The 16,266-nt window shown below is 69.1% G+C and carries 13 protein-coding genes; 9 read left to right on the top strand and 4 right to left on the bottom strand.

All coding sequences use genetic code 11. The features are described 5' to 3' along the window. Nucleotides 1–42: 42 nt before the first annotated feature. On the bottom strand, nt 43–657 hold the full coding sequence (locus tag QQZ11_RS04660; RefSeq protein ID WP_284548959.1) for a LysE/ArgO family amino acid transporter: 615 nt from the start codon (nt 655–657) through the stop codon (nt 43–45). A 365-nt stretch (nt 658–1,022) separates the two neighbouring features. On the opposite strand from QQZ11_RS04660, the gene QQZ11_RS04655 reads away from it, so the two are divergent. From QQZ11_RS04655 to QQZ11_RS04630, 6 genes are all read left to right on the top strand, one after another. After that, nucleotides 1,023–1,442 (top strand): DUF5318 family protein, encoded by a 420-nt coding sequence (locus tag QQZ11_RS04655; protein ID WP_026377633.1) that lies wholly within the window; start codon nt 1,023–1,025, stop codon nt 1,440–1,442. Next, on the top strand, nt 1,435–3,678 hold the full coding sequence (locus tag QQZ11_RS04650) for a transglycosylase domain-containing protein (protein WP_284548957.1): 2,244 nt from the start codon (nt 1,435–1,437) through the stop codon (nt 3,676–3,678). Before QQZ11_RS04655 ends, QQZ11_RS04650 begins: the two co-directional genes overlap by 8 nt. Before the next feature lie 87 nt (nt 3,679–3,765). Then, nucleotides 3,766–5,034: a hypothetical protein gene (locus QQZ11_RS04645; protein WP_284548955.1), complete on the top strand. Its 1,269-nt coding sequence runs from the start codon at nt 3,766–3,768 to the stop codon at nt 5,032–5,034. Beyond that, the gene (locus tag QQZ11_RS04640) at nt 5,031–6,161 is read left to right on the top strand and encodes a mannosyltransferase family protein (protein ID WP_284548953.1); all 1,131 of its coding nucleotides are present in this window, start codon (nt 5,031–5,033) and stop codon (nt 6,159–6,161) included. The genes QQZ11_RS04645 and QQZ11_RS04640 overlap by 4 nt, the downstream gene beginning before the upstream one ends. Before the next feature lie 49 nt (nt 6,162–6,210). Then, on the top strand, nt 6,211–7,308 hold the full coding sequence (locus tag QQZ11_RS04635; protein ID WP_284548951.1) for an SLC13 family permease: 1,098 nt from the start codon (nt 6,211–6,213) through the stop codon (nt 7,306–7,308). A gap of 78 nt (nt 7,309–7,386) precedes the next feature. Then, nucleotides 7,387–8,727, top strand: a complete 1,341-nt coding sequence (locus tag QQZ11_RS04630; protein ID WP_284548949.1) for an O-antigen ligase family protein — start codon at nt 7,387–7,389, stop codon at nt 8,725–8,727. Here QQZ11_RS04630 and QQZ11_RS04625 read toward each other — a convergent pair. Further along, the gene (locus QQZ11_RS04625) at nt 8,708–9,802 is read right to left on the bottom strand and encodes a glycosyltransferase (protein ID WP_284548947.1); all 1,095 of its coding nucleotides are present in this window, start codon (nt 9,800–9,802) and stop codon (nt 8,708–8,710) included. The two genes, QQZ11_RS04630 and QQZ11_RS04625, sit on opposite strands and share 20 nt — an antisense overlap. Before the next feature lie 54 nt (nt 9,803–9,856). Between QQZ11_RS04625 and QQZ11_RS04620 the strand changes: the two genes are divergently transcribed. Together QQZ11_RS04620 and QQZ11_RS04615 are read left to right on the top strand one after the other, a co-directional pair. Continuing rightward, entirely contained in the window at nt 9,857–11,149 is a 1,293-nt protein-coding gene (locus QQZ11_RS04620) for a glycosyltransferase (protein ID WP_284548946.1), read from the top strand. Further along, nucleotides 11,146–12,483, top strand: coding sequence for a glycosyltransferase (locus QQZ11_RS04615; RefSeq protein ID WP_284548944.1), 1,338 nt, complete (start codon nt 11,146–11,148; stop codon nt 12,481–12,483). Before QQZ11_RS04620 ends, QQZ11_RS04615 begins: the two co-directional genes overlap by 4 nt. 1 nt (nt 12,484) lies before the next feature. On the opposite strand, the gene QQZ11_RS04610 is transcribed toward QQZ11_RS04615, so the two are convergent. Then, complete coding sequence (locus QQZ11_RS04610) at nt 12,485–13,945, bottom strand: lipopolysaccharide biosynthesis protein (RefSeq protein ID WP_157438849.1); 1,461 nt, start codon at nt 13,943–13,945, stop codon at nt 12,485–12,487. 154 nt (nt 13,946–14,099) lie between these two features. Between QQZ11_RS04610 and QQZ11_RS04605 the strand changes: the two genes are divergently transcribed. Beyond that, a complete protein-coding gene (locus QQZ11_RS04605) occupies nt 14,100–15,416 on the top strand; it encodes an O-antigen ligase family protein (RefSeq protein ID WP_022909044.1) in 1,317 nt (438 codons plus the stop codon). Between the two features lie 28 nt (nt 15,417–15,444). Here the strand turns inward: QQZ11_RS04605 and QQZ11_RS04600 are convergent, their stop codons facing one another. Further along, nucleotides 15,445–16,266: a YveK family protein gene (locus tag QQZ11_RS04600; protein WP_284548943.1), complete on the bottom strand. Its 822-nt coding sequence runs from the start codon at nt 16,264–16,266 to the stop codon at nt 15,445–15,447.

Genomic DNA, 16,266 nt, shown 5'->3' with positions numbered 1-16,266 from the left:
CCACCGACGTCGGGTGGTCGACCCGGTGGGCCGCGAACCAGATCAGAAGGCCGACACCAGCAGTGATCCGGCCAGAGCGAACATGACCAGGCCGATCACCACGTCGAGCACCTGCCACGTGCGCTCCCGAGAGAACCAGCGGGCTGCCAGCCCCGCTCCGTAACCCAGCCCCGCGAACCACAGGATGCTGCCCAGTCCCGCGCCGAGGCCGAACCACCATCGACCGGTGGCTCCGTGGGAGGCGGCGAGGTTGCCCAGCAGCAGCACCGTGTCGAGGTAGACGTGCGGATTCAGCCAGGTGAGGGCCAAGGCGGAGGCCACGACGGAACCACGGGGGCTCGGCCCTCCCGGCAGTAGGGCCTCGGGACGCCTCGCGGACAGCAGCGAGCGCACCCCGAACCAGGTGAGGTAGGCGGCCCCCACCACGGCAATCGCCTTCAGGGCGACCGGATGCCCCTGCACCACGGCCCCGACACCGGCCACGCCAGCGGCGATCAGCACCAGGTCGCTCACCGCGCAGATGGCGACCACGACGCCGACGTGACGCTTCGCCACTCCCTGCCTGAGGACGAAGGCGTTCTGCGCCCCGATCGCGACGATCAGCGAAAGGCCGGAGAGCAGACCGCTGACCACGGCGGCGAGGATCGAGGTGTTCATCGCGGTCGACGCTAGGCCACAGCTGCGACCACAGCCAGCCATCGACGCCGCGGTGGACCCTCCCACATCGGCGAGCAATCGACTCGCGTTGGACCTTGAAAGCTCTGCAGGGAGTGCATCTGAACGGACCATCGCGTCCCATACGGGCTGCGATTGCCCGTTCAGGTGCACATCCTGCAGATCGAGGACTGCGCGACCCCTCGCCGTGTGCGAGACCCAACCCGCATCAGCCCCCGTGACCCGGCCCGGGGAATCCGGGCAACACGAGCGTCCGACCCGAACGACGACGCGTGACAGGCCTGCCGATCACATCACCAACCGCGCGAATCCCCTACCCCCACCGAGAGCCGCCTACTCTTGTTCCCATGTGGTCGCGCCGTAACTACATCTCCCACGCCCTGCAGCGCCGAGCAACGCTCGAAGCGCTCCGCAGGCCTGCGCTGAGCCTCGATGCCCCCGAGGCCTGCGATGCCGACCCGTTGTTGGTCAGCTCCGCGCTGCACCACGGCGAGCTCGCCGACACCCCCTGCCCCATCTGTGAGCGCCAGCACCTGATCACCCTCAACTACACCTTCGGTGACCAGTTGGGCATGTACTCGGGCCGCATCAAGTCGACCGAGGAGCTCGAGGAGATGGAGAACAACGTGGGCGAGTTCACCGTCCGCGTGGTCGAGGTCTGCCCTGACTGCCGCTGGAACCACCTGATCGAGACCTACACCCTGGGTGACGGACGCAAACGGCGTCGTCCCCGTCGAGAAGAAACCGTTGAGGACATCTATGGCTGAGCCCCGAACCCGCACCGCGTCCCCCGCCGGTCGCGGTGCACCCAGGCGCAAGCGCAAGCTCACCTGGAAGCGGGTGGTCGGACGCATTGCCGTGGTCACCACGGTCGGCGCCCTCGTGCTGGCGCTGGTGGCGGCCATCGCGGGGTTGATGTTCTACCAGCGCACCACGCTGCCCGACCCCAACAAGGACTTCAACACCAACACCACGTTCGTGAACTACCGCGACGGCAAGACCCGCATCGGCAGCTTCGCGGTGCAGAACCGTACGAGCATTCCGTACGCGCAGATGAGCGACAACATCAAGGACGCAGTGGTCGCGGCCGAGAACCGGACGTTCTGGACCGACCGCGGCATCAGCCCCTCGGGCATCGCGCGCAGCATCGTGCAGATCGTCCGCGGTGGTGAGATCCAGGGCGGCGGTTCGACCATCACCCAGCAGTACATCAAGATCTACTACCTCACCAGCGACCGCACCATGAGCCGCAAGTTCCGCGAACTGGCGTTGGCGGTGAAGCTGGGCAAGGAGCGCAGCAAGCAGGAGATCCTGCGCGACTACCTCAACACCATCTACTTCGGACGAGGTGCGTACGGCATCCAGGCCGCCAGCCGCGCGTACTTCAACATCGACGCCAAGGACCTCAGCCTCGACCAGGCGGCGGTGTTGGCGAGTGTGCTCAACAACCCGAGCCTGTTCGATCCGAGTGAGGGTCCGAACAACTCCAAGCGCCTGCTCGACCGCTATCGCTACGTACTCGACGGCATGCTCGAGATGGGCAAGATCACCAAGGCCGAACATGACAAGGCCTACCAGCAGCTGCCCTCCTTCCCCGAGGTGCCGCTGAACACGCGCTACGGGGGCACCAAGGGCTACCTGCTCACCGCCGTCCGCAAGGAACTGCTCAACAACGGCTTCACCGATGCCCAGATCTCGGGTGGCGGTCTGAACGTCACCACCACCTTCGACGCCACCATGCAGGCCCAGGCCGTGAAGGTCGGTCAGGCCTACCGCACCTCGGTCGCGAAGGCGGCGAGCCCGAAGCAGGACCCCGACAAGCTGCACATCGCCATCGCCTCGGTGCAGGTGGGAACCGGTGAGGTGTTGGCCATGTACGGCGGCGACGACTACGTGAAGAACTCCCGCAACTGGGCGACGACCGACCGGGCGGCCGCCTCGACCTTCAAGCCGTACGCCACGGTGGCCGGGCTGCGGAACGGGTTCTCGCTGCGCTCCCGACTCAACGGCGACACGTTCACCCCCACCGGTGACAGTTCGCCGATCCGCAACGAGTTCAACCACCAGTACGGGCAGGTGAGCCTGCTGAAGGCCACCGAGGAATCGATCAACACCGCCTTCGTCGACCTCACCGAGCAGATCCCGAACGGGCCGACTGCCGTGATCAAGGCCGCGACCGATGCCGGTGTGCCGAAGGGTCCCGGGTGGGACAACAACAACCGCATCGCCCTGGGCACGGCCGAGGTCAGCCCGCTCGAGCAGGCAGGTGGCTACGCCACCTTCGCCAATGACGGCAAGCAGGTCGGCAACCACGTGGTCGCGAAGGTGACCGACATCGACGGGAAGACCCTCTACGAGAACAAGCCCAAGGCCCAGCAGAAGATCGAGGCCGACATCTCGAAGGACGTCACCTACTCACTGCAGTCGGTCGTGAAGCAGGGCACCGGTGGACGAGTGGCCGACCTCGGCTACGACGTCGCCGGCAAGACGGGCACCTCCGGTGTCGGCACGGCCATCACCTCGGCCTGGTTCGTGGCCTACACCAAGCAGATCTCGACCTCGGTGATGTTCGTGGCGGGTGACGGTGGCAACGGGGACCTCGACCCGTACAAGCGTCCCGGTGACGGCACCTTCTTCGGCGGCACCTATCCCGCGATGGTGTGGGCCGACTACATGAAGGTGGCGATGAAGGGGCAGAAGAACATCCCCTTCGCCCCGCCGGTCTGGGTGAACAGCGGGTCGAAGAAGGACTCCACGGTGAACCCGTCCAGCCCCTCACCGACCCCCAGCTCGGCCACTCCCTCGGTCAGTACGCCGCCGCCCAGCTCGGCGACCCCGAGTGTGGCCCCCTCCACCCAGGCGCCCTCGTCCCAGGTGCCGTCACAGCCCGTGCCGTCCGCCCCTGCGCCGAGCCAGCTCCCGACGAGCGTCGCGCCGAGTGTTCAGCCCTCGGTGTCGGTGGCGCCGACTGCGGGGGCCAGTTCCGCGTCCGCCACACCCTGAACGCCTTGTCCGGTCGCAGTCGTGGGCGGCACTCCTGCGGCCCGGGCGGTTTGTCGTCCTCGCACGGTGACATGACACGATTCGTCCATGGCAGACAGGTGGGGTGACGCGGGCCGCCACGGCACCGGCGGTCAGCACCTGTTCAGTCCCACACCCGGATGGTTGGTCACCGGGGTCGTCGTGTGGTTGGCCGCCATGGCCCACCAGCGCACCTGCGAGACCCGGGTCGCCGGACAGAACGTCAACGCCCTGCTGCGGCTGTGCTACTCCGACCTGCCGATCACGTTCCAGAACCAACTCGCCGCCGGGCACTCGCCCTACGCGGGCACCAGTCCCGTCGACCAGCCACCCCTGGTGGCGCTGGTGATGGTTGTCCTGCGGGAAGTGGTCGGCCTCGTCCACCCCGTGGGGGCGGGGGTCACGGGCCAGCAGGCACTCGACGGCGCCAACCTGTTCACGATGGTGGCCGCCGTCCTGTTCGGGGGCTGCTTCCTGGTGGTGCTGTTCGCACAACTGGCCATCCGTGGACGGCTGGCCCCGGGACGACGGGCGAGCGGCTGGGTGCTCGCCGCCCTGTGCCTGACCGCCTTCACCGTCGGCATCGTGAATTGGCAACTGCTCGCAGCCGCCCTGCTGATGGGATCACTCTGGTCGTGGCACACCCGCCGCTGGATCTCCTCGGGGCTGTTGGCCGGCCTCGCCGTCAGCGCCAGCGGACACCTGCTTGCGTTGATCCCGGTGCTGGCGGTGCTCTGCCTGCGCGATCTCGACTGGTCCCGCCTGCTGCGCACCGCGGGGGTGGCCAGCCTGGTGACCGTGGTCGTCAACCTGCCTGCCGTGCTGCTGTGGCCCTCGGGCTGGACGACTTGGGTGACCTCGCAACTGTTGCCGCCGGTTGGCCTCGGTGGCCTGTGGCAGGAACTGCTGCCCGACGGTCCGGTGCAGGTGGTCGTGGCCCGGGTGCTGGTGGCCCTCACCGTGCTGGGCATCGTCGCGGTGCTGCTGCTCACCCTGCTCGGCCACCTGACCCCCCGTCCCGAGCAACTGCTGTTGGTGACCCTGGGTCTGACCTTCATCCTCGCCCCCGGCTACTCACCACAACTTGCGCTGCTGCTCGTGCCGCTGGTGGCGTTGAGCCGACCTGCCGGCTGGACGGCCGTGCTCGCGGCCAGCGAGGCCCTCTACTGGGCGGCAGTGTTCGCCTTCCTCAACGGATCGCTCCGGTTCGGGGAGCGCGGCGGCGAGACGCCTTACGCACTCGCCGTGGTCGTCCGTCTCACGGTGCTGCTGGTCGTGACCCTGTCGGTGCTCGCTGAGACGTGGACCGCACGCCCCGAGCGAGGACTGGCGCCATGAGCCGCACCATCAGGCGCGAGGGCGCTCCGGAGCCCTTGTTCTGGCAGGTGTGGGCAGCCTCGCGAGTGTTGTTGGCCGTGGTGCTGATGGTGGTGATCGTCCGTGACCGGCGACGGTTCAGCGATGCCCTCGGCAACTGGGACGTGCAGCACTACCTGACCGTGGCCCGCGACGGCTACGCGAACCCGCAGGAGATGGCCTTCTTCCCCGGACTTCCCGCCGTGCTGCGACTGGTGGCACAGGTCGGCGTCCCGATGTGGCTCGCGGGTGCCCTGTTCGCGCTGGCCTGTTCTGCCCTGGCGGCATGGGCGCTCTATCGGATGGGTGGGCTGGTGCCCGCGGCGCTGTGGCTGGTCGCGCCCACGGCCGTGTTCACCGTCGTCGGCTACACCGAGGCGCCGTTCTGCGCGGCCGCGTTCTGGGCGTGGGAGCGGGCCCGGCGCGGTCACTGGTTCGCGGCCGCGCTGCTCGCGACCGTCGCCTGCAGCTTCCGGGTCTCGGGACTCTTCCTGGTGGGTGCCTTGGTGGTGTTGGCGCTCGTGGGTGACGGGCCCGAGGGAGGGCGGCGGCGCCGGCCCAGTCGTCAGCCGCTGCAGGCGTGGTGGATGGTGCTGCCGGCGGCAGCGCTGGTCGCCTTCTCCTGGTACCTGCATTCGCTCACCGGGTCGTGGACGGCATGGTTCGACGCCCAGAAGGCCGGGTGGGGACGCGGTGTCCACACTCCCCGGGAATCGTTCGAGGCGACGTGGCGAGCCGCCCAGACCGTGGCCTGGCCGGATCGTCCCCGGGTGGCATGGGTGTTCCGGGCCGAACTGGTCGCGATGGCCACCGGACTGGCCACCACGCTGGCCTGCCTGGTCAGGAAGCGCTGGGCATCCGTCGCCTATGTGGCCGTGATGCTGGTCGCCTTCGGTACCTCGGTGTGGTGGATGTCGATCAGCAGGGCGGTTTTGCTGTGGTTCCCTCTCTTCCTGCTCGTCGGCGAGCTGGCGGCCAGGGCGGATCGGCAACGAGACTTCTGGCGGGGAACCGTGGTCAGGGCCGCTGTCGTCTGCGTCTTCGTGGCCTGCATCATTGCCGACGTGGTCTGGGCCTGGCTGTACTTCCACGGTGACTGGGCCAGCTGATGACCGGGCCAGCTGATGCCGGGCCAACCGATGACTGGGGAGGGCCTCCATGCCTGATCTCGTGATGCTCGTCGAGCGCACCGGCCCGGTGCTGGGCTTCCTGCTCGCCCTCACCATCGTCGCCGAGATCGCCGACCGGGCGGGCGTGTTCGACATCGCCGGCCACTGGTGCGCCCGCGTCGCCCACGGCGGCGTCCTCCGCCTGTGGCTGCTGGTGGTCGCTCTGGCGACGCTGGCCACCATCGTCCTCTCGCTCGACACGACCGCGGTGCTGCTGACCCCGGTGGTGTTGGCCATCGCCAAGGTCGCCGGTCTCGAGAGGCGCGTGTTCGCCCTGACCACGGTGTGGTTGGCCAACACCGCCTCACTGCTGCTGCCGGTCTCGAACCTCACGAACCTGTTGGCCCTGCACCACGTGAGCCGGCTGCACCAGCAGGGTGGGCCGCTGGGCGGGCCGTCCTACCTGGGGCTGATGTGGCGACCGGCGATCGCGGCCGTGCTGGCCACGGTCGTGGTCACGTGGCTGCTGCACCGTCGCACCCTGCGCGGACGGTTCGAGACCACCGAACCGGCCCACCAGCACGATCCCGTGCTGGTGCGGGTCTCGGCGCTGGTGTGCATCGCGCTGGGACCGCTGTTCGTGAGCGGGATCACCCCCGTCATCCCCGCCGCGGTGGCCGCTGTCGTGTTGCTGGCCGTGCTCGCCTGGCGGGACCGTGAGGGATTCTCGACCCTGCACCTGCCCTGGCTCACCATCCTCGCCGTGGTGGTGCTGTTCGTGCTGGTCGACATCGCCGGACGAGCCGGGCTCACCGCCCTGCTGCTGCAGGTCGCCGGTCGTGGGTCCGGTGTGGGTGACCTGCTGCGGCTCGCCGCGGCGTCTGCGGGGCTGGCGAACCTGGGGAACAACCTGCCGAGCTACCTGGCCCTCGAGCCCGTGGCCGGGTCGGCACACCGCATCGCGGCCGTACTGGTCGGGGTCAATGCCGGTTCGATCGTCACCCCGTGGGGCTCGGTGGCGACGCTGCTCTGGGCCGGACGGTGCCGCCGCGCCGATGCCCCCGTGAACTGGGGCGTGCACCTGTGGCAGAGCGCGGTCGTGGCGGTGGCGTGCGTTCTCACCGCCACGGTGGCCATCGTCCTGTGAGCCGCGTGCTGTGACCTGCGCGCTGTGAGCTGCGTGCTGTGAGCTGCGCCCGCGGACGCGGGGCATAGGCTCGGGCCCGTGGCCGACACCCCTGTTCCCCTCGCCGACCGACTGCGGACGATCGCCAGCTGGGCCGTCGTGCCGGCGCTGCTCGCGATGCAACTGTTCGACCTGCGTCGCGCCCTGGTCGGACCCGGGTGGATCTGGAGCACCTTCCTGCTCGGATTCACCCTGGCGTCGGTGCTGCTGGCCGTGCTGGCATGGCCGCGACTGCGGCAGTTCGGCGGAGGAGGCTGGCGGACCCAGCAGCCGGCGCTCACCGTCGTCGTGGCTGGCTTCACCCTGTTGCTGGGCTACGCGCTGGTGAGCGCCCTGGTGTCGGGAACGCCCTACCCGACCTCACGAACAGCTCCCGATGCGATACCGCCCGACACGTTCGCGTTCGCCCCGATGATCTACCGACTGGTGCCGTTGGCGACCGCTTTCGTCACCATGACCACTGCGGTGCTGGCCGTACTGGTGATCGATCCGGTCCGCCGCCTGCAGCGGCTCTGGTGGGCCGCCGTCGTCGTGGTGGTGAGCTGTTATGCCTTGTGGCCCAGGGGTGTGCTGGTGCATCGATCGTTCCGGATGGCGACCGGTATGGCGGGGTCGGCCACCCTTCACCTGGTGCTGCTGCTCGCCTGTGGGGTGCTGCTGGGTGCCGCCGTGTCCGGCCACCGGCGGGTGCTGAGCGCCATCGGTGCGGCTCTGGCCGCGGTCGGGGTGGTGCTGACCGGCTCACGCTCGGGTCTGCTCAGCCTGGCGGTCTTCGTCGTGCTCGTGGGGCTGTGGTTCCTGGGCCGGGTCTCGGCGCGGCTCGTCGTCGCGCTGGCCGTCGGGGGAGTGGTGGCGGCAGGATTGCTCGTCGCCTTCGTGCCCTACCTGCAGCGACTGCTCTCCTTCTCCGACGAGGGCCGCTCCGCCAACCTGCACACCTCCCTGCGCATCCTGGGACACGGCTGGCGCCAGTGGGTCTTCGGTGCGGGCTCGGGACGGGTGTGGCCCTGGTACGCCTTCGATGCCCGCTACTGGATCCAGCCGTGGCGGTCGATGGTCAACAGCTCCCAGGGACGACTGCTGACCAACCCGCACTCGGTACTGCTGGGAGTGGGCGTCGAACTCGGCCTGGTCGGCCTGGTCCTGCTCGCCCTGGTCCTCGTCCCTCTGGTGATCGTGCTCGTGAGGTGCTGGACGAGGGCCCGTCGCTCCGGGGGGACGGAGGCCTCCGACCTGGCCCTGCTGGCGGTCGTGGCCGGGCTGGTGGCGTTCCTGTTCGACTACTACCTGCTCAAGAACTTCGCGGTGTCGTTCTGGTGGTGGTTCGTCGTGGCGGCAGCCCTGACCTCACCGCCCGAGGTCAGCCGCGACGGCTCCTGAGCACCTCGACCACCTGCTCGGCGCGCTGCAGCCACCCGTGCCTCGTCCTCACCTCGAGCACTCGCTGTCTGGCTCGCGCCACCGCCTCGGGATCCTCCGACAACTCGCGCAGCAGCCTGGCGAAGTCGTCCGAGCGGTAGGGCTCGGTCCAGCCGATCTGGTTCCGACGGACGAAGTCACCGGCGAGGGAGCCCGCTGAGGCGATCTGTGGCAGCCCGTTGCCCAGGTACTCATACATCTTCAGTGGTGCCGCGAACCTCCAGTAGGGCTGCGGCTCGGTGGCGGTGACGCCGACGTGCGCCGCAGCGAAGAGGGGGGCGAGGTTCTCGGCAGAGGCGTGCACCAGGGTCAGGTTGTCGCCCGTGACCGGCCGGTAGCGGTCGCGGACCGCCTCCCATTCATTGGCCCGCGTGCACAGCGTCAGCCGCACCCCAGCGGTCTGGTGCACGGCGCGCAGGAACTCGTCCACCCGGTAGTTGGGCCCCAGCCCACCCACGTAGAACAACTCGAGGCGGTCGGAGACCGGCACCGGGGGCACCTCGCCGACCTCGTGGCCCGGGGGAAGGGCGGCCACCTCCACGTCGGGCAGCGGGAACTCGTCCGCCATCTCGAGTGAGGGCAGGAAGAGCACGTCGAGCACGCGGGCGTAGGCGGCCAGGTCGTAGCGGTACATGGCCAGCGCGGCTGCCTTGCGCACCGGATCCATGCCCTGGCCATACATCGGGAACCGCCACTGGATGTCGCGGTAGAACAGGCCCACGGGAATCCCGTGACCCCGCAGGAACCTGAAGAAGCTGAAGTCGAGCAGCGGATGGGTGGGCAGGTGGTGGGGTTCGGTGAGTGCGGTCGGCATGGTCGATGACTCGGAGTAGCACAGGTCGAACCGCTCCCCGGCGTTGACCCGCGCTCGAACCCCGGCCATCAGCCGCTTGCGGTGGGCGGCGTTGCCCTCGATGACGACCACCTCGCCCAACTGCTGGAAGGCGCGCAGCATGCGGGTCGGACGAACGGCCCCACCCTTGGGATTCTCGTGTTCCAGGGGGTAGGGCACGTGGAAGATGACCCGCAGACTCATGCCTGAGATCGTAGCGAGCGGCCACCCGGCGGCCCCGGCCCTACGCTGGGGGGCGTGACCCGAGTGCTGATCATGCTCACCAACGTGTTCCCCTTCGCCACCGGCGAGGAGTTCGTCGAGGCCGAGTTCCCCCACCTGGCTGCCGCGTTCGATCGCGTCGTCGTGGTGGCCACCAAGACCCGCCCGGGGGTCGAGATCACCCGCGCGGTTCCGGCCAACGTCGAGGTCATCCGAGCCGGACGAGACCTGCCCACCGACCGACGCGGACGCCTGCTGCAGGCCGCCAAGGGTCTGCCTCGTCTGCGCCCCGGCAACATCCGCGAGGCCGAGCGCAACCTGCGCCGGCTCGCGCTCGACGCCAGCTACGCCTCGCTGGCCGCAGGGACCGTCCGTGACCTGCGCCGCCAGCTCGAGCAGCACTGGCACGACTGGCAGCTCGAGACGGCCCGCATCACGGTCTACTCCTACTGGCTGCACACCCCGGCGCTGGCGGCCGGCGCCATCGCCCGCTGGCTGCGCGGCAGGGGGGCCCAGGTCGACGGAGTCCTCTCCCGGGCCCACAGCTACGACATCTACCGCCACGCCCACCGCGACCACTACGTGCCCCAGCGGGCGGCGACCCTGGCCGGCGTCGACCGGATCCACGTGATCAGCGAGAACGGCCGAGCCGCCATCCTCGCCGACAATCCCGAGGTGGCCGACAAGCTTGTGGTCAGCCACCTCGCCACCCCCGACCCCGGTCCGGTCGTACCGCCGTCGCGGCACCCCTTCCACGTGGTCACCTGCGCCTTCGTCAGCCCCATCAAGAGGCTCGACCGGCTTCCCGGCATCCTGGCGATCCTTCGGCGTCGCGGCATCGACGCCCGCTGGACCCACATCGGCCCCGGACCCCAGCTACCCGAGCTGGAGCGGTCGGCCTCCGACCTGCTCGGCACCACCGACGGGGGCACCCACCCCGTGGCCACCTTCGTGGGGTACGTACCGAACTCGCAGTTGGTCGAGACCTACCGGCAGCTTCGTCCGACGGTCCTGCTCAGCCTGTCGGTGCGCGAAGGGCTCCCCGTCACCCTGATGGAGGGGGCCTCACTGGGCATCGCGGTGGTCGCGACCGATGTGGGCGGGGTCGGTGAGATCGTGCACCCCGACACCGGTGTGCTGCTCCCCGCCGAGTTCACCGACGAGGGGGTCGCCGAAGAACTGGCACGGCTGGCCGAGCTGCCCGACGAGCAGTTCGCAGCGCTGGGACGCCGCTCCCGCCAGATCTGGGACGAGGGCTTCAACGAGGCCACCGTGTATCCCGCCTTCGTCCATGACCTGCTGACGCTCGGCGAGAGGAAACCTCGATGACCACACCCCCGGCCAGCGACCGCACCGCGCGACCCAGCGTGCTGATCTTCTTCACCCACCTGTACCCCTACGCAAAGGGTGAGGAGTTCATCGAGATCGAACTACCGCACCTGGCCCGGGCCTGGGACCGCGTCATCGTGGTCGCGACCAAGACCCGAGACGGAGACGAGGTCACCCGGCAGGTGCCCGAGGGGGTCACCGTGCTGCGGGCCGGGCGACAGCTGGACGACGGTCGGCTGTCCGAACTGAGGGCCGCAGCCAGAGGAGTGAGGGCCGAGGTGGCCAACTCCTCGAGCCCGGGGTCCCTGCTGCGGCGCAAGCTCGACCTGCTGCGACAGACCGGCGGGCACCCCATGAAGGTGGCGATGGAACTGGCCTTCGTCGGTGTCGCCGACGAGGTGACCACCGACCTGGTGGCACAGTTGCGCGACCACTGGGACGACTGGGACCTCGGCCGTGCCGAGATCGACCTGTACGCCTACTGGCTGCACTCCTCGGCGACCGCCCTGCTGGGAACGGCTGCGTGGCTGAGGTCGCGTGGCGCCACGGTCGGAGCCCAGGTGGCACGCGGCCACCGCTACGAGATCTTCCGCGAGATCGCCACCCTCGGCCACCTGCCCCAACGCCCCGAGCTGCTGGCCGGACTCGACGGGGTCTACGTGGTCAGCGAGATGGGAGCGAGGCGGGTCCGCGACGAGAACCCGGGATTCGCCGGCAAGGTGCACTGCCAGCACCTCGGCACCCGCGACCCCGGGCCCGTCCTGACCTTGGGCAGGGAGCCGTTCACCGTGGTGAGTTGCGCACTGATGACGCCGGTCAAGCGCCTCGATCGGATCCCGGGGATCGTGCGTCGGTTGCGCGATCGTGGCATCGACGCGCGCTGGACGCACATCGGCTCGGGACCCGAGGAGGACGCCGTCCGAGCGCTGGGCAGGGATCTGCTCGGCGAGCACGCGAGCTTCCCCGGCTACGTGCCGAACGCCGACCTGGTCGACTTCTACCGACGACTCAACCCCTCGGTCCTGGTCAACCTGTCGTCCTCGGAGGGGCTGCCGGTCAACCTGATGGACGGTGCCTCGCTGGGTCTGCCACTGGTGGCCACCAACGTCGGCGGCTGTGCCGAGATCGTCCACAACCGCGACAACGGATTCCTGCTCGATGCCGACTTCACCGACGACGACGCCGTGGCAGCGCTGACCGTGCTGGCGACCGAGCCGGACGAGGCCTACCGCGCCCGCGGTGCCAGAAGTCGTCAGCTCTGGGCCAAGGGTTTCGACGAGGCAGTCGTCTATACCCAGTTCATCGAGCAGGTGCGGGCGCTGGCCGGCCGCTGACTCAGGACCGGTCGCCGCGCTCGTCAGCGGCCACGTCCTCGGCCTCCTCGGCTGCGAGATCGCCCTCCGCCTCGGCGTCGTCGTCCGGATCGACGGGGGAGCGGTCGTAGCCGCGGGCCACGTACAGGGCCAGACCCGTGAAGACGATGAGCAGTGCCGTCATCGACCATGCGACCCAGGTGATGGTCTGCTCGAGGTTGCCGTCGGTTCGCCACAGCAGGGTGAGCGGCACGGCTGCGAAGAAGATGGCGTAGACCAGCATCAGGCCCTGCCGCCTCGCCACCACGAACACCGTCGAGATGGGCGAGGTGATGAAGTTGAGGAACAGCCACGGCACCAGACTGCGCGCGATCCGTCCGGCCGGCGTCCACTTGTCACCCAGGACGAAGGGCAGCAGCCACGGCGCCAGCAGCCAGATCAGCCCGAACGGCACCAACCCGATCAGGAAGGAACGCACCACCGACACCTTCATGAGGGCGTACATCCGGCCTCTCTGGGTGACGGAGATCTTCTGGAAGTAGATCTGGCTGATGGCGCCGTTGATCAGCGCGATGGGTGCCTGCAGCAGCCGCCAGGCGAGGCTGAACTGGCCCAGCGCGGCGCTCGAGAACTGGTTGGCGATCAGCAACGGGATGCCCTGCAGGCGGGCCGAGTCGACCAGCGCGTTGGGGCCGTTGAGCAGCGGCATCTTGCGGTACTCGCGGGCCAGGTCCCGGAAGCTCGCGGTGGGCTCGTCGGGATCGAGCCGGAACTGTCCACGGGTACGGCGCAGCACATTCACCAGGGCCAGACCCTGCCCCAGCACGGTGGCCAGCAGCAGCCCGGGTACCCCGGCCTTGAGCAGTCCCGCAGCGATCTGGGTACCCGACAGCGCCACCGCGTAGGTGATCTTGTTCTCGCTGACGGTGCGGTAGTTCTTCGTTCGGGTCAGCCAGTAGGTGAGCAGCGCCACCTGGGCCAGCAGCCACGTCATCGGGCCGACCAGCCACAACAGCCACTGGTCGCCCGCGGGGACTCCCAACCAGGTGCCCAACGGATGCGCCGCGACCAGCATCACCAGCGTCGAGGCGACCGCCACGCCGGTGTTGATCCAAGTGGCCAGCCGCACCAGTTGCCGCGCGTCGTTGGCCCGCTTGGGCAGCACGATCGCCATGTCATAGCGCAGGGCAGCCAGCGGCAGGATGGCCTGCGAGACCGACAGCACCGCGGTGTACACCCCGAACTGGCTGGGCGAGAACAGCCGGCCGACCAGCAACATGCCCACGATCTGCAGCACCTGGGCTGCCCCGGTGCCGGTGATCAGGGTGAGGAAGTGACGGGCGAACTCCCGCTGGGCCAACTGCGCCCGCACTCGTCCCCTGATCCCGCCCGCCGCGGGTGCCGTGGCTGGGTTCGGGGTGCCCGGGTCGGCGCCGTCGACATCTGCTGAGGCGGGCTGGCGCTCGTCCGCTGGTGGGTTCACGAGGACGAAGCTTACGCGCGGGCGCCCTCCGAGCCCGACCACGGGGCCGTCCGGGCAGGTGGCGCGCGAGGGTTGCACGACCCCCACCCGGAGCGCCTCGTATGATCGAGCACGGTCTCGCGATCACCGCGAGCCAGCGTTGATGGGAGACCCGATGAGCGACGCCCCACAGGTCGTGCACCCGGTCGCACCGTCAGGCACGCTGGACCGTGGTCTGCTGGTGGCCGCCAGGCGCGGACGATCGAGGGTGGTGCGCTACTCCCGCAGTCGCGGAGTGACCCGGCTGCTGTGGATCGTCGCTGCGGGACTGGTGCTGCGGACCCCCCTGTCGGTGGTGCTGGCGGCGCTCATCCCCCTGTTCATCCTGCTGGTGAAGGGGCTGCGCTGGCCCACCAAGCTCTCGGCCCCGATGTGGATCTTCCTGCTGGTCGCGCTCGGCACGTCAGGGCTGGCCTGGATCAACAACCCCGATCTGGCACTGATCAACAACTTCACCCTGATGGCCACCATGACCTTGGTCTGCGCCGCCGTCACGCTCACCCGCCACACCGTGGCGGCCGTCCGCTGGCTGATGGCCGGTACCGTCGCGGGGCTGTGGATCTGCCTGTTGACGGGAGTCTTCGAGGCCGTCAGCGGCATCAAGGTGCTGCCGCTGCTCTACCCCGACGCCAACACCGCGGCAGCGGTCGCCTCGAACCGATTCGTGGTGGCCGGTTTCTTCCCCAACTTCAACGACTTCGCCGTGGCGATGGCCATGTTCGGCACCATCCTCACCGCGCAACTGCTGCTCGGGGCCGGGGTCGGACCGCTGAAGAAGATGACGAGGGCCGCCGGCCTGATGGGTTGCATGTTCTTCATCGTGGTGATCGGGGCACGAGGAGCCCTGGTCGGTCTCGCCCTCGGCATGGTGTTGGTGGTGATCACGGGGGCACGCCTCCTCAACCGGCGGCTGGTGAGCGTGCCCACCCTGGTTGCCGTGCTGTCAGTCGCCGTGTTCGTGGCCGCAGCCCTGCTGACCACTCCGTACGTGCAGGACAACTCGGCGCTGCAGCGGGTGCGCATCATCCACGACAGCATCGCCATGACCCCCGCCTCCGAGGGCCACTTCTGGTACGGCTACGGTTCCATGACGTGGTTCCGGCAGGTTGCCGAGGAGGTCTACGGCCCGGTGCTGATGGACCCGCACAACCTGCTGCTCGAGTTCTTCACCATGTTCGGGCTGCCCACCCTGATCGCCTACATCGGGCTGTGGTTCCACATCGCCCATCGCGGACTGTGGCGACTCAAGATGGGTCCGGGCTGGCGCGAGACCTCGGTGGTGGTGCTCTCGGCGCTGATGCCCGTGCTCGGAATCGTGCCCTCGTCGACCCTGCGCTACTACCTCATCTACCTGTTCATCGCGGCGTCGATCGGGGTCTTCCAGACCGAGGCGATGCGTCGCCGGCAGATGGCGCTGGCCGACCACGGCTGAGCCGGCCCCGTGGGCCAAGACGCGACGGTCAGGCGCGAGGGCTCTTCGTCCGCAGACGTGAGATGACGTCGAGGGCCACAGCGGTGCCGAAGCCGAGGGCGAGAGCGGCCACCACGGCGAGGGCGGCGAACTGCAGCCTGACCGACGGGTCTGCCTCCAGGGGCAGTACAGCGCGGTCGACCACCTTGGCCGTCATCGACACGTTCTGCTCGCCGCCCGGCGAGAAACTGGGCACGGCCGCGACGAACTCGTCGGCGACCAGGTTCGTCAGCTTCTGGGCCTCCTCGGCGCTGGAGGCCTTGCCGCTGATGCTCAGCACGAACGAGTTGGCGGGGTTGCCGGTGGTGATCGAACCCTTCAAGGACTGGGCCGTCTTGGTGGGGTCGCCGAGCTTGTCGGCCACACGCTGGAGCACCAGCGGTTGGTTGACCATGTAGACGTAGGACTTCGTGACGAACGGCAGCATCGCCGCCTGCTGCGTCGCCTCGGCATCGGACTGCACCTTCTGGGGGGCGAACAGCACCACCGCGTCACCGGTGTAGGAGGGGGCGCGTGTGAAGGCGAACACCAGCCCGGCGACGAGCACCACGGCGGCCACGATGAGCGCCGGCAGGCGGTAGCGGCCCAGGGTGCGCACGTAGGCGATGACGTCGAGCGCCCGGTCGTCCTCGTAGAGGGAACTCGAGGCGAGCACCACAGGGGTGCCGGGAACGGTCAGTGCCCCGGACGAAGGGGCTTGGTCGGCACCGGCCGGTGATGAGGGAATCGTCGAGTCTGCCACCTGCACATCGTAGCCACGGGCGCCACCCATCAACCGCGACACCTGCGCCAGTCCGAGCGCGACTAGCAT

This window comes from Aestuariimicrobium sp. T2.26MG-19.2B, from assembly GCF_950101875.1.
Taxonomy (GTDB): Bacteria; Actinomycetota; Actinomycetes; order Propionibacteriales; family Propionibacteriaceae; genus Aestuariimicrobium; species Aestuariimicrobium kwangyangense.
This window is presented reverse-complemented; position numbering and strand designations above follow the sequence as displayed.

Coding starts and splice junctions, on each gene's coding strand:
- QQZ11_RS04660 (WP_284548959.1), bottom strand. CDS start 657: ATGAACACCTCGATCCTCGCCGCCGTGGTCAGCGGTCTGCTCTCCGGC.
- QQZ11_RS04655 (WP_026377633.1), top strand. CDS start 1,023: ATGTGGTCGCGCCGTAACTACATCTCCCACGCCCTGCAGCGCCGAGCA.
- QQZ11_RS04650 (WP_284548957.1), top strand. CDS start 1,435: ATGGCTGAGCCCCGAACCCGCACCGCGTCCCCCGCCGGTCGCGGTGCA.
- QQZ11_RS04645 (WP_284548955.1), top strand. CDS start 3,766: ATGGCAGACAGGTGGGGTGACGCGGGCCGCCACGGCACCGGCGGTCAG.
- QQZ11_RS04640 (WP_284548953.1), top strand. CDS start 5,031: ATGAGCCGCACCATCAGGCGCGAGGGCGCTCCGGAGCCCTTGTTCTGG.
- QQZ11_RS04635 (WP_284548951.1), top strand. CDS start 6,211: ATGCCTGATCTCGTGATGCTCGTCGAGCGCACCGGCCCGGTGCTGGGC.
- QQZ11_RS04625 (WP_284548947.1), bottom strand. CDS start 9,802: ATGAGTCTGCGGGTCATCTTCCACGTGCCCTACCCCCTGGAACACGAG.
- QQZ11_RS04615 (WP_284548944.1), top strand. CDS start 11,146: ATGACCACACCCCCGGCCAGCGACCGCACCGCGCGACCCAGCGTGCTG.
- QQZ11_RS04605 (WP_022909044.1), top strand. CDS start 14,100: ATGAGCGACGCCCCACAGGTCGTGCACCCGGTCGCACCGTCAGGCACG.
- QQZ11_RS04600 (WP_284548943.1), bottom strand. CDS start 16,266: ATGCTAGTCGCGCTCGGACTGGCGCAGGTGTCGCGGTTGATGGGTGGC.